The following is a 12,181-nucleotide window of genomic DNA, read 5'->3' as shown; positions in this document are numbered from 1 at the left end:
AACTAATGGACAACTACGTGCAATTCAGTCGCTTGTGGACGGTGGAGGATGTCTCGGAGTTCCTCGGCGTCCCGGTCTCGACGCTGTACCAGTGGCGGACCAAGGGTTACGGCCCTGCTGGTCGTCGGGTCGGCAAGTACATCCGCTACCGGCCGCAGGATGTCAGTTCGTGGGTCGACCAGCTGTCGGACGAGGTGGCGTGATGCCTCGCCCACAGCTGGAGATCGGGACGTACGGCGAGATCCGTTATTCGGCAATTCCGACCGGCTATCGCGCTCGTGCTCTCTTCCGCGACTTCGACGGCAAGACGCGCGAGGTCGAGCGGTCGGGGAAGACGAAAGGCAAAGCAGTGCAACGACTTCGGGACACATTCAAGGACTGGACCGGGTCGACCACGGGCGAGATCACCCGGGAAACCAGGTTGAAGGATCTCGCCGACGTGTGGATGGAACAGATCCGTAAGGAGGTTAGGGAGGGCACCAAGTCGCCGACAACGGCAACCACGTACGAGTCCATCCTGACGCGCCACGTGAAGCCGGGCGTGGGGGAGTTGCGGGTGCGCGAGGCGACGGTGATGCGGCTGGATCGGTTCCTCGGCACCATCCAGGCGACGGTCGGGACCTCGACGGCCAAGACCGCGAGGACTGCGCTGTCGGGGATGCTCGGCCTCGCTGCCCGATACGACGCGGTCGACAGCAACCCGACGCGCGACACCCGCCGCATCCCGAAGAGCAAGAAGAAGCCGCGTGCCCTGGACGCGGAAGAGCGCACGAAGTGGCTGGCTCGGGTCGAGGCCAACGAGAAGGCGCGGCGCTGGGACCTGCCGGACCTGTCGCGCTTCATGATGGCGGCGGGCGTCCGGGTCGGAGAGGCCCTGGCCACGTACTGGGAAGACGTCGACTTCGTGGCGGGAACGGTCGACGTCACGCACACGGTGGTCCGGGTCAAGGGCGAAGGGCTGCTCCGCAAGCCTCGGCCGAAGACGGAGTCCAGCCTGCGTGCGCTTCCGTTGCCGTCCTGGGCGTTGGCGCTGTTGAAGCGGCGATGGGCTGAGGCGCGGAAGGACGGCCGCTCGCTGGCGAGTCCGGTGTTTGCCAGCACGGTTGGCGGGCTGCGGGACCCGAACAACGTCCTGCGGGTCATCCGGGAGATCCGCGGTGGCGACGAGTTCATCTGGCTGACGTCGCACAACTTCCGGAAGACGACGGCGACTGCGATGGACGACGCGGGCATCCCGACGAGGCTGATCGCGGACCACCTCGGCCACTCGCGGGTGTCGATGACGCAGGACAACTACCTGGAGCGGAAGGCCGTCGACCCTGTCACGGCACTGGCCCTGGAAGGGCTGCTGGATAATCCGTCCCATCCCAAAACCGGGGATAAACCGGGGAGCTGATCTTGCTCGGTCTCGACCGGATAGCCGCTGACCTGGGATTTTGGTGGGCCGCCTGGGGCTCGAACCCAGAACCTACGGATTAAAAGTCCGCAGCTCTACCAATTGAGCTAACGGCCCGCGCGCTCAGTCTAGCGGGCAGCGCCCGGCCCCTCACCGGGGTGGGTACCCACCCCTAGCCTCACCGCCGCGAGCGGAGTCGAGACACGAACCGCACGAGGTCGGCGGCGTAAGCCTCCGGCTGGTCCATCGCGATGAAGTGATGCCCAGCCGGATTGTCGACCGGCCAGTGGACGATCTCAGACTCCCTCGAGGCCAGCCGGCGGATCCCCGGCACTCCGCTGTACACCCCGGTCGGCGCGTCCTTCTGTCCCCGCGGCCAGGCGAATCCGGCGCTCGAGTAGTACGACCACGACGACGTCCCGAAGGTCTCCGTGAACCAGTACACGCTCAGGTTCGTCAGGAACCCGTCCAGCATCTCGTCCAGTGCCCGGCCGCCGCCACCGAACTCGTGGAACTTCTGCGCCATCCACGCCAAAGCACCCACGGGGGAGTCGTTCCAGCCGTATGCGAACGTCTGCGGTGCGGTGCGCAGCAGGGCATGGTGGTCGACGCCGTTCATCCAGTCCTGCGACATCATCTCGGTGAACGCCGCGCGCTCCGAAGAGTCCAGGTCTGGCAGGTCGGCTTCGGTGGGAATCCCCAGGCCAGCGGTGATGTAGACGCCCAGCACCGGACCGACCCGGGCGACTTCGGGGGCTACGTAGGCACCGTAATCGCCGCCTTGGACGACGTAGTCGCGGTAGCCGAGGCGGCGCATCAACTCGGCCCATGCGCGGGCCACGCGAGTGGCATCCCAGCCTGGGCCGGGGGCGGACGAGAAGCCGTAGCCGGGCAGGGACGGGACCACGACGTGGAAGTCCGAAAGGTGCTCGATCAGGTCCGCGAACTCGACGAAGGAGTTCGGCCAGCCGTGTGTCAGCAGCAGTGGCGTGGCGGACGGTGCGGCGGACGGGACGTGCAAGAAGTGCAGGTCGACGCCGTCGATCTCCGTGTGGAACTGCGGGAATTCGTTCAACCGGGCCTCGTGGGCGCGCCAGTCGTAGCCGGTCGCCCAGTAGGACGCGACCTCGCGCAACCAGTCGACCGGGGCGCCGCGGTCCCAGCCGTCGCCGGGCAAGGGGGACGGCCAGCGGGTTTGGGTGAGCCGGGCGCGCAGGTCGGCGAGGGCGGCGTCGGAGATGTCGATGCGGAAGGGGCGAATGGTCATGAGAAGGACGTTAGAGAGCATATAGGGCAGGTATGGTCCTAGATCATGAGCGCGGCACGGTTGTTGCAGTTGCTGTCCTTGTTGCAGGTGCCGAGGCAGTGGCCGGGCAGTGAGCTCGCGGAGCGGCTGGGCGTCGAGGGACGCACGGTTCGCCGGGACATCGAGCGGCTGCGGGAGCTCGGGTATCCGGTCGAGGCGACGATGGGTGCGGAGGGCGGATATCGCCTGGTCGCGGGCAGTGCGATGCCGCCGTTGCTGCTGGACGACGAGGAGGCGGTCGCGATCGCGGTCGGGTTGCGGATGGCGTCCGGGCACGCGGTGACCGGGATCGACGAGGCGTCGGTGCGGGCGCTCACGAAGCTGGAGCGGGTCTTGCCGTCTCGATTAAGGCGCAGGGTGAGCGTGGTGAGTAAGGCGACGGTGCCGTTGCCGCTGAACGACGGGCCGCGGGTGGATCCGGAAGCGCTCACGGTCCTGGCCACGGCGATCGCCAACCGCGAGCGGCTGCGGTTCGGCTATCTCGCGAACGACGGCAAGGCGACGAAAAGGCTGGTCGAGCCGCATCATCTGGTGTCGTCCGGCCGGCGCTGGTACCTCCTGGCGTTCGACAGTGACCGCGACGACTGGCGGGTCTTCCGCGTTGATCGCATCGAAAAACCGCAGGCCATCGGGACCCGGTTCACCGCGAGAGACCTGCCTGCCAAGGACCCGGCGGAGTACGTGACCAAGAAGCTGCACACCTCCCGCCCGACGCATCGCGCGGTGGTCACCGTGCACGCGCCGGCCGACGAAGTGGTGCGGATTTGGGGCGCGGCAAGCGAAGTGACCGCAGTGGACGATCGCACCTGTCGCGTCGTCAGCCCGGCCGACACCCTGGAGTGGCTGGCTTTTCGGCTGACCAGTCTCGGCCGCGAGTTCCAGGTGCACGAACCGCCGGAGCTGGCGGAGCACCTGCGCGAACTCGGCGGCCGGGCGTTGCGTGCGGTCAGTCCGGGGTGATCAAGCCAGCTCCGCCAACGATTCCCGCAGCTTCCCGGTCACCTCGACCGGCCGCCGGGACTCGCGATCCACGAACACGTGCACGAAATGCCCTTCCGCCACCAAGGTTTCCGACGCCGTGTACATCCCGATCTCGTACCGCACGCTCGACCGCCCGAGGTGCGCCACCCGCAGGCCGATCCGCAGCGTGTCCGGGAACGAAACCGAGGCGTGGTAAGCACAACGCGATTCCACGCACAGCCCGATCACCGGCCCGGACTCGATGTCGAGACCGCCGCGTTCGATCAGCCAGGTGTTGATGACGGTGTCCATCAGCGAGTAATGCACGACGTTGTTCACATGGCCGTAGACGTCGTTGTCCTTCCAACGCAACGGAACCGTCTGCCAATGCGGGTAGTTCACCACAGCCGCACCGAATCCCGGAGGATCCCCGCCAGGTCCTGTTCGGACGGTGTGCGCGGCGCGGTGGCCAGCAAACGTTGCTGTTTCAAGGTTCCCTCCACCAGAGAGTCCACATCGGACTCGCTATAGCCGACCGCACCGATTCCGGCGGGCAGGCCGATCTCGCGCATCAGCATCGTCAGCACCGCGGGCAGGTGGTCGGCGAAGTCGCCGGACCATTCGAAATCCGGGGCCAGCAGCCGGGCGACGCGCTGGTGCCGCTCCGGGTTCGCTTCGAAGGTGAACCGGAACGCGGCGGGCGCGGTGAGCGAGACGGCCATGCCGTGCGGCACCATCGCTTCCTCGCCGGGGTAGCCGTCGGGGTGGAAATCCCGGACCTGTCCGGCGATCGGATACGCGTTGGCGTGCGGGATGTGCACGCCGGCGTTGCCGAAGCCGAGCCCGGCGAACGTCGCGGCCAGCGCCATCGCCTCGCGCGCGGCCATGTCCTCGCCGTCGCGCACCGCGGCTGGCAGCGCCCACGACAGCAGTTGCAGCGACTTCTCCGCGAACATGTCCGCGAGCGGATTCGACCCGCAGTAGGGCACCCGCTCCTCGGGCCGCTTCCGGCCGAACTCGGTGTAGGGCTTGGCGGTGTAGCTCTCCGCGGCGTGGCAGAGGATGTCCATCCCGCTCGCCGCGGTGACCCCGGCCGGCTGGCTGACCGTGAGCCGCGGGTCCACGACCGCGAGCGTCGGACGCAGCCGCAGGTGGCTGATCCCGCTCTTCACCCGCAGCGACAGCACGTCCAGCACGCACACCGTGGTGCTTTCCGATCCGGTTCCGGTCGTCGTCGGCACCGCGACCAGCGGCTTGAGCGGGTTCGCCGGCGCGCGGCCGCCGCCGACCGGCGCGTTGACGTAGTCCATCAGCTCGCCGTCGTTGCTGGTCAGCAGGTTGGCGGCCTTCGCGGTGTCGATGCTGGACCCGCCGCCGACCGCCACGAACGCGTCGTACGGGCCGGTGCCGCGGGCGAAGTCGACTGCCTTCTGCATGCTGACGTCGGTGGGCTCGACGTGCACGCCGTCGAAGGTTTCGGCCGCGATCCCGTAGCCGCGGATGCCCTCGGCGATCCGCTCCGGCCAGCCGGTCGCCGAGACGACCGGGTCGGTCACCACCAGGACGCGCCGGGCGCCGAACTGGCCAAGATCGTATCCGATCTCGTCGCTCGAGCCGGTTCCGTATTTGAGCGCCGGAGCCCCATAAGTGAAAACAGTCTCATGTTCGGCGGATGTCACGACGGCGTCCTCCCAACTGGTGGGCAGCCCGATCCGGCAATTGGCACAATCCCGCGGCGAGTTGTTCAAGATCACTTGACGCCGGTTCACGGTGCCGCCCTAAGCTCTCCTCATTAGATACCAAGTGGGAACCACCGTCGCGCAAACGGCCGTACGCGTCTTGAACGAGGCCCGGGTCCGCCGGGTGTACGCGGTCGTCGGCGAGTCGTTCCTGGAATTGCTCGACGCGCTGCGCCGCGAGCGCGATGTCACGCTCGTTTCGGCCCGCCACGATTCGGGTGCCGCCTTCATGGCCGAGGCTGAGGGCAAGCTCACCGAGCGCCCCGCCGTGCTGCTCGCGAGCCGCGGTCCGAGCGCCGCCGCGCTGGTCATGGGCGTGCAGACGGCATATCAGGACGAGACGCCGATGGTGGTGCTGCTCGAAACCCCCGCGCTCGACCCGGTGCTCACTGGCGAGGTGCCGACGTCCGATTCGACCGGGATGTTCGAATCGATCGCCAAATGGTGCGTCCGTGCGGACGATCCCGACGACGTGCCGCATCTGCTCGCCGAGGGTCTCGCGCGGTGCCGCGAAGGACGGCCGGGCCCGGTCGTGATCGGCGTGCCGAGCGACGCGTGGGGCGTCCCGTACGACTCGGCCAAACCGGTGGCGAAGGTGCGCCCGCCGGCCACCGGAACGCTGGGCCGTTCGGCGGAAGCGGTTGCCGGGCTGGTGGACGAAGCGCGTTACCCAGTGGTCATCGTCGGCGGGCGGGCGCGGTCCGCGCGGGACGAGCTGATCGCGGTGGCCGACGAGCTGGCGCTGCCGGTATACAACGCTTTCCGCCGCCAGGACGCGTTCCCGGAGAACCACGCGCGCTACGCCGGGCACCTCGGCCTCGGCATCCCCGCGCGCCAGCTCGACGCGCTCGAACGAGCCGACCTCGTGCTCGCGCTCGGCACCCAACTCGACGAAGTCACGACGCAGGGCTTCCGCTATCCGACTCCGCAGCAGACGCTTGTCCTTGTCGGCACTGGCATCGACGAGCAGCGCCGTCGCGGCCTGACGTTCCGTGTGGACACTGAGGTCGAGCCGTTCCTGAAGGAACTGCGCGCGATCGCTTCGCCGCGTACGCGCAGAGCGTCGGCCGCGAACGCTGCCGTGCACACCTTCATGACACCGCCGAACACAAGCAACAACACGCGCGTACATCCGGTCGACGTCGTGCGCGCGCTGCGAAAGCTCGCGCCCGAGGACACCATCGTCACCAGCGACGCCGGCAACTTCGCGCAGTTCATGCACCGCTACTGGTGCTTCACCGCTCCGCGCAGCCAGCTCGGTCCGAGCAACGCCGCGATGGGGTACGCGGTGCCTGCGGCCGTAGCGGCCAAGCTCGCCGAACCGCGACGCGCTGTGGTCGCGATGGTCGGCGACGCGGGCACGCTCATGACAGGGCAAGAGATCGAGACCGCTGTGCGGTACCGCGCGCCAGTGATGGTGGTCGTGTTCCAGAACGGCTTGCACGGTCCCCTCGCGATGCATCAGGCGCGTACGCACGGACGGCTGTCCGGAGTGACCATCCCGCTGACAGACTTCGCGTCGTGGGCGCGCGGGCTCGGCGCGGCCGGGTACACGGTGGACGATCGAGAGCGGCTCGAACCGATCATCGCGAGCGCGCTCGTCCGGCAGCGGCCGTGCGTCATCGACGTCCGGACGGACCCGGACGTCGTGACCCCCGACGTGCGGCTGAGCACGCTTCTCGGAGCCCCGCGTCCTTCCGGGACCTGAAATCTTCCTGAGAACACAGGGAAACGCCGGGAATGTTCGGTAGCTGGCGGGGGTTGGCTCAGGTAACCTGACGGTGTTCCCGGGGTTCGGCATCCGGACCCGGTTCGCCCGGCGAGGTTCGCCGGCGTTCGGTTGGGGAAATTCCCGGGTGGACACGTTCCCCGGCTCGGTTCGCGGCCATTCGGCGCGTTTCAGGGGTGGGGACAACCGGTTTCGGCCGGATTTTGTCGGTGCCGGATGGCACCATCGCGGTCATCGCCCCGCTTGCCGCGGGGAAGGAACGAGGGGAGTTCGTCATGGCCGACGAAAAGGACGGGAAATCCCGTACCGCCGCGGCGACGGCTCGCGGCCGGGCCCGGTCCGCGCGGGCCGGTGCGCTGGTGTCGGTAGTGCGCGAGGAGCCGGAACAGGGCCAGGCCGTCGAGGTGCCTGCCCAGACCCGGTCCGGGGTGGTTCCGGTGCTGTTCAGCGCCAGTGCGGAAGCCCACGACGTAGCCGTGGTCGCGCCTGATCAGGGCGCCGACTGGCGCTCGCCGTTCGGTGCGCCGCTCCGCCACGCCAGCGGGGAGTGACCCGGCTTCGCGAACTGGGGTGAGTCGGCTTGTCCGCGCCCGCTCCGCTGTGCTTTACTTTAGTTGGTCTCGATTTTTGTGTTCGTGGTAAAGCACGCTCGCAGAACTCAGCGGGCGTGGGCCTCCTCTCTGGGGAACGCATCTCGCCCGTGTCTGGGCCCAGGACGTCGGTCGGCTTCCTGTTTTGGTGTTATGTATGGAGATTGTTTAGATGACTGAGGGCACCGTGAAGTGGTTCAACTCCGAGAAGGGGTTCGGCTTCATCACTCCCGACAACGGCGGCGGCGACGTCTTCGTGCACTACAGCGAGATCCAGGGCAACGGTTTCCGTACCCTCGAGGAGAACGCTCGCGTGCAGTTCGAGATCGGCCAGGGCCAGAAGGGCCCGCAGGCCACGTCGGTCAGCCTGATCTGACCTGCGTCTAATCGCTAAGTCGCCACCACTCCCGGTTGCGGGGGTGGTGGCTTCTTTCGTCTCTGCCACCGCGCGCTCGTCCCACCATGCGGATTGTCTTGCCGGACAAGGCTTTGCATGCTGGACCGGCCATTGTGGATCACCCGATCGTGGGCCGTTCAGCGGCTCGTAGGCTCGCGGGCATGAGCGAAAACACCTACCTCGTCACCGGCATGTCCTGCGGCCACTGCGCGCAGTCGGTCACCGAGGAACTGACCGAGGTGCCTGGGGTCGAGAACGTGACCGTCGACGTCGAAACCGGGCACGTGACGGTCCGCAGCGCCCAAGCCCTCGACGAGACCGCCGTCCGCGCGGCGGTCGAAGAAGCCGGGTACACCTACGAAGGGCTTGCTTCTCTCGTTTGAACGACGGGTAGCCACGCGGGAACCCAGGGTAGGCTCTGGCCGGCGTGGAGGCACGGCCGATGCAACGTCCGTGCAACCCTTTCCTCCGCGTGACCGGACGCGTGTGCTGGTCCCCTGGCGGCAGTGGACTGAGGGGTGCTCGATGGGGGTAGTCGTTGCGGGGATCGTGGCGAACCCGGCGTCCGGTCAGGACATCCGAAGACTCGTCACGCAGGCGTCGGCCGTCCCGGTCGAGGAGAAGGCCAATCTGGTGCGCCGGCTGCTGTCGGCGTTCGCGGTGACCGGCGTTGAGCGTGCCCTGCTGTCCACTGACCTCAGCGGTATCTCCGCCGCCGTGCTGCGCGACCTCGGCCGCGAACCGCTGCCCCGCGTGGAGTTCTGCGACGAGGACACCCTCACCGGCACCGCGCAGGACACCATCAACGCGGTGCGCCGGATGGTCGAGGCCGGGGCCGGCGTGATCGTGTGCCTCGGCGGCGACGGCACGGCCCGCGTCGCCGCGAAGGCATGCGGCGACGTCCCGCTGCTCGCGCTGCCGACTGGCACCAACAACGCGTTTCCGCAGGCCGGAGAAGCCACTGTGGCCGGGCTCGCCGCCGGGATGGTCGCGAGCGGCCAGGTCGACGCCGACCTCGTCACCCAGCGAGTCAGCATGCTCGAGGTCGTCACCAAGAACCGTCGCGAGATCGCGCTGGTGGACGTCGCGGTCTCGATGAACAAACACGTCGGCGCGAAGGCGCTCTGGGATCCGACCGCGCTCACGGAGCTGTACTGCACCTTCGCCGAGCCGGACGGCATTGGCTTGTCGAGCATCGCCGGACAGCTGTGTCCGAGCTCTCGTTCCAGTGCGGACGGTGTGGCGCTGCAGCTTGGTCCGGTCGACAGTTCCGCGTACGTGGTGCACGCCGCGATCGCGCCTGGCGTGGTGCGTCCAGTCGGCGTACGTGGCTGGGGAGTGCTGCGTCCGGGCGTACGCGTGGACCTTGCCGCAGGTGGCGGCGTTATCGCGGTAGACGGAGAACGCGAACTGGAACTAAAGAACGGCGAAGGAGCGTACGTCGAACTGCGCGCCGACGGCCCGTGGTGCGTCGACGTACGCGCGGCAATGGCCGAAGCGGCAACCCAGGGGTTGCTACGCAGTACCGCTACGAGCGGAACCGTCGAGAAAGGCCGAAGCCGCGGTCAGTGCGCTGGCTGAGATCACGTGCAGGTGACACCTTCCGGGTGTCGTTCGCTGCGCCTCGCCCGACCGGCTACCTTCTGCGAGTGGCACACGGGGAGGATCGGGGATGAGCAGCACTGCGACGCGGCCGGAAACGACTGCCGAGCCCCCACCGGAGAAATTTCGGGGCCGCAGCGGAATCGCCGGGCTGCTGGACCTGCCCGGGCAGGCGGTGCGCGCGGTCGTCAGATCCACGACCACCACGCCCGGCAAGCTTTCGCTGATCGCGGTCGCGCTGGTGCTGCTTTCGCTGGTGGCCGGGCTCGTGGGCGTGTTGTCGGTGAAGGACAAGGACAACACCATCAACGGCCTGATCGACCACCGCGAACCTCTCGCGGCGGCCGCGCAGCAGGTGTTCCGCTCGCTGTCGGACGCGGACGCGACCGCGGCCAGCGCTTTTCTTTCCGTCGGCACCGAACCGCCCGCGCTGCGGAAGCGGTACGAGCAGGACATCGCCGAAGCGGGATCCGCGCTCGCCCGCGCGGCGTCCGACACCACTGACGTCGGCACCGCCGCCCACCAGGTGGACATCCTGAACCAGAAGGTCCCGGTCTACACCGGGATCGTCGAGACCGCGCGCGCCAACAACCGGCAGGGTTTCCCGTCCGGCGCTTCGTATCTGCGCGAGGCCTCGCAGCTGATGCGCACGACGATCCTGCCCGCCGCGGACGAGCTCTACAAGGCGCACACGCAGAAGCTCACCGGCGAGCAGGACAGCAGCAGCGACGTGCCGTGGGTGGCGGTCGCGCTGGTCGTCGTGCTCCTCGCGGCGCTCGTGGCCGCGCAGATCTACCTGACCCGGCGGACGAACCGGGTGCTGAACATCGGATTGCTCGTGGCCACCGGCTGCATCGTGCTGTCGCTGCTGTGGGGCGCGGTCGCGCTCGTCGTGCAGGGCAGTCTCGTCGCGACCGGGCGCACCGACGGCACGTCGCAGGTCGACATCCTGGTTCGCGCCCGGATCTACGCGCTGCAGGCCCGCGCGGACGAAACCCTGACGCTGGTCGCGCGCGGCGACGGCGGCGCGTACGAGCAGCAGTTCATCAAGCTGGCCGAGAAGCTCGTCGGCGCAGACGGCAAGGGCGGCCTGCTCGGCGACGCGCGCGGCCTCGCCTCCGGCACCGCGGGCGAGCAGAAGATCGAAGCGGCGGAACAGGCCGCGCGCGAATGGTCGCTGGCCCACCTTCAGGTCCGCCGCCTCGACGACGGCGGGCAGTACCAGGAAGCCGTCGACTTCGCGACGAGCGTGAGCCCGAACAGCGCCGCCGCCGCGTTCGCGCGGCTCGACACGAACCTCCAGGCCGCGATCGACGTCTGCCGGCAGGAATTCCTCGACAGCACCAGATCCGGCGACAACGCGCTCACCGCGCTCGCGGCGGGCGTCGGGGTGCTGGCGGTGCTCGCGGCGGGCGGCATCACAGTCGGCGTGCGAGAGAGACTGAGGGAGTACCGGTGATCCGGTCGCGGCACTTCGTCCGGACTGCCGTGCTCGCGGTGGTCGCGGTTCTCGCCGCCGCCTGCGGGACGGCGGTCCAGCCGATGGAGGCCGCGCCGGTCACTGACGCGGCCTGGCCCGCCCCGGCGGGCGTCGGCGGCCCGGACGCCGCGGCCGGCGGCGATTCCGACACCAGCTGCAACCCGCTCGCCAGCCTCGCTCCGAATGGTCTGGACACCTCCGGGCCGAGCCTGCAGAAGATCAAACAGCGCGGGAAGCTCATCGCGGGCGTCGACCAGACGACCTATCTGTTCGGCTTCCGGAATCCGAAGACCGGCAAGCTCGAAGGCTTCGACATCGACCTGGTCAACGAGATCGCCAAGGCGATTTTCGGCAGTTCCGAGGGCCACGTGCAGTACCGGGCGATCACGTCGTCGCAGCGGGAGAACGTGCTCAAGGAACACCAGGTCGACGTGGTGGTCCGGACCTACAGCATCACCTGCGCGCGCCGGAAGCAGGTGCAGTTCTCGTCGGTGTACTACGTGGCCGGGCAGAAGATCCTGGTGCCGAAGTCGTCCAACGCGCAGTCGCTGACCGACCTCGCCGGGAAACGCGTGTGCGCGGCGGCGAAGTCGACCTCGCTCGCGAAGATCGCCACCGACCCGGCCAAACCGGTCGCGGTGTCGGTGCCGAACTGGTCGGATTGCCTCGTGATGCTGCAGCAGGGCCAGGTCGACGCGGTGTCCACCGACGACACGATCCTGGCGGGCATGGCCGCGCAGGACCCGACGGTGAAGGTCGCGGGCGATCCGATGACACAGGAGAATTACGGCGTCGGGGTCCCGAAGGACGAGGAGGACCTGGTCCGCTTCGTGAACGCGGTGCTGGACAAGATCCGCGGCGACGGCACCTGGGCGAGCAGTTACCAGAACTGGGTCGGCGCCCGGCTGGGGCCGGCGAACCCGCCGTCCCCGCAATACGGGTGACCTGGCCAGTCGCGCTGCGTGAGTTGTACTTTTTGAGC

The 12,181-nt window shown here is 68.4% G+C and carries 13 protein-coding genes and 1 tRNA gene; 10 read left to right on the top strand and 4 right to left on the bottom strand.

From position 1 onward, the window contains the following. Positions 1–5 precede the first annotated feature (5 nt). A complete protein-coding gene (locus FKO37_RS01345; RefSeq protein WP_116199570.1) occupies positions 6–203 on the top strand; it encodes an AlpA family transcriptional regulator in 198 nt (65 codons plus the stop codon). Then, positions 203–1,396 carry a tyrosine recombinase XerC gene (xerC, locus tag FKO37_RS01340; protein WP_238603514.1) on the top strand — a complete coding sequence of 398 codons (1,194 nt, stop codon included), beginning with the start codon at positions 203–205 and terminating at the stop codon, positions 1,394–1,396. Before FKO37_RS01345 ends, xerC begins: the two co-directional genes overlap by 1 nt. A 41-nt stretch (positions 1,397–1,437) precedes the next feature. Here xerC and FKO37_RS01335 read toward each other — a convergent pair. Together FKO37_RS01335 and FKO37_RS01330 are read right to left on the bottom strand one after the other, a co-directional pair. Next, a tRNA-Lys gene (locus tag FKO37_RS01335) sits at positions 1,438–1,513 on the bottom strand. A gap of 61 nt (positions 1,514–1,574) precedes the next feature. Further along, positions 1,575–2,663, bottom strand: coding sequence for an epoxide hydrolase family protein (locus FKO37_RS01330; RefSeq protein ID WP_238603513.1), 1,089 nt, complete (start codon positions 2,661–2,663; stop codon positions 1,575–1,577). A 45-nt stretch (positions 2,664–2,708) separates the two neighbouring features. On the opposite strand from FKO37_RS01330, the gene FKO37_RS01325 reads away from it, so the two are divergent. Then, entirely contained in the window at positions 2,709–3,662 is a 954-nt protein-coding gene (locus FKO37_RS01325; RefSeq protein ID WP_238603512.1) for a YafY family protein, read from the top strand. On the opposite strand, the gene FKO37_RS01320 is transcribed toward FKO37_RS01325, so the two are convergent. Both FKO37_RS01320 and FKO37_RS01315 read right to left on the bottom strand, forming a co-directional pair. Further along, positions 3,663–4,067 carry a thioesterase family protein gene (locus tag FKO37_RS01320; RefSeq protein WP_037807429.1) on the bottom strand — a complete coding sequence of 135 codons (405 nt, stop codon included), beginning with the start codon at positions 4,065–4,067 and terminating at the stop codon, positions 3,663–3,665. After that, on the bottom strand, positions 4,061–5,341 hold the full coding sequence (locus FKO37_RS01315) for a hydroxyacid-oxoacid transhydrogenase (RefSeq protein ID WP_238603511.1): 1,281 nt from the start codon (positions 5,339–5,341) through the stop codon (positions 4,061–4,063). Before FKO37_RS01315 ends, FKO37_RS01320 begins: the two co-directional genes overlap by 7 nt. A 124-nt stretch (positions 5,342–5,465) precedes the next feature. On the opposite strand from FKO37_RS01315, the gene FKO37_RS01310 reads away from it, so the two are divergent. The 7 genes from FKO37_RS01310 (at position 5,466) to FKO37_RS01280 (ending at position 12,143) form a co-directional block, all read left to right on the top strand. Then, positions 5,466–7,109 carry a thiamine pyrophosphate-binding protein gene (locus FKO37_RS01310; protein ID WP_238603510.1) on the top strand — a complete coding sequence of 548 codons (1,644 nt, stop codon included), beginning with the start codon at positions 5,466–5,468 and terminating at the stop codon, positions 7,107–7,109. Between the two features lie 230 nt (positions 7,110–7,339). Continuing rightward, on the top strand, positions 7,340–7,681 hold the full coding sequence (locus FKO37_RS01305; RefSeq protein ID WP_037807433.1) for a hypothetical protein: 342 nt from the start codon (positions 7,340–7,342) through the stop codon (positions 7,679–7,681). Positions 7,682–7,892: 211 nt separating this feature from the next. Beyond that, positions 7,893–8,096: a cold-shock protein gene (locus FKO37_RS01300; protein WP_009071749.1), complete on the top strand. Its 204-nt coding sequence runs from the start codon at positions 7,893–7,895 to the stop codon at positions 8,094–8,096. 182 nt (positions 8,097–8,278) lie between these two features. Next, positions 8,279–8,500: a heavy-metal-associated domain-containing protein gene (locus FKO37_RS01295; protein ID WP_238603509.1), complete on the top strand. Its 222-nt coding sequence runs from the start codon at positions 8,279–8,281 to the stop codon at positions 8,498–8,500. A gap of 142 nt (positions 8,501–8,642) precedes the next feature. After that, positions 8,643–9,698, top strand: a complete 1,056-nt coding sequence (locus FKO37_RS01290) for an ATP-NAD kinase family protein (RefSeq protein WP_134663775.1) — start codon at positions 8,643–8,645, stop codon at positions 9,696–9,698. Between the two features lie 91 nt (positions 9,699–9,789). After that, positions 9,790–11,178 (top strand): hypothetical protein, encoded by a 1,389-nt coding sequence (locus FKO37_RS01285; RefSeq protein WP_037807438.1) that lies wholly within the window; start codon positions 9,790–9,792, stop codon positions 11,176–11,178. A 29-nt stretch (positions 11,179–11,207) separates the two neighbouring features. After that, positions 11,208–12,143 carry a glutamate ABC transporter substrate-binding protein gene (locus FKO37_RS01280; RefSeq protein ID WP_037807716.1) on the top strand — a complete coding sequence of 312 codons (936 nt, stop codon included), beginning with the start codon at positions 11,208–11,210 and terminating at the stop codon, positions 12,141–12,143. Positions 12,144–12,181 lie beyond the last annotated feature (38 nt).

Source organism: Amycolatopsis sp. Poz14 (assembly GCF_006704225.1).
Classification (GTDB): Bacteria; Actinomycetota; Actinomycetes; order Mycobacteriales; family Pseudonocardiaceae; genus Amycolatopsis; species Amycolatopsis nivea.
Note: the sequence above shows the minus strand (reverse complement) of the source record. Positions and strands in the feature narration are given on the sequence as shown.

Coding starts and splice junctions, on each gene's coding strand:
- xerC (WP_238603514.1), top strand. CDS start 203: ATGCCTCGCCCACAGCTGGAGATCGGGACGTACGGCGAGATCCGTTAT.
- FKO37_RS01330 (WP_238603513.1), bottom strand. CDS start 2,663: ATGACCATTCGCCCCTTCCGCATCGACATCTCCGACGCCGCCCTCGCC.
- FKO37_RS01300 (WP_009071749.1), top strand. CDS start 7,893: ATGACTGAGGGCACCGTGAAGTGGTTCAACTCCGAGAAGGGGTTCGGC.
- FKO37_RS01325 (WP_238603512.1), top strand. CDS start 2,709: ATGAGCGCGGCACGGTTGTTGCAGTTGCTGTCCTTGTTGCAGGTGCCG.
- FKO37_RS01290 (WP_134663775.1), top strand. CDS start 8,643: ATGGGGGTAGTCGTTGCGGGGATCGTGGCGAACCCGGCGTCCGGTCAG.
- FKO37_RS01345 (WP_116199570.1), top strand. CDS start 6: ATGGACAACTACGTGCAATTCAGTCGCTTGTGGACGGTGGAGGATGTC.
- FKO37_RS01285 (WP_037807438.1), top strand. CDS start 9,790: ATGAGCAGCACTGCGACGCGGCCGGAAACGACTGCCGAGCCCCCACCG.
- FKO37_RS01295 (WP_238603509.1), top strand. CDS start 8,279: ATGAGCGAAAACACCTACCTCGTCACCGGCATGTCCTGCGGCCACTGC.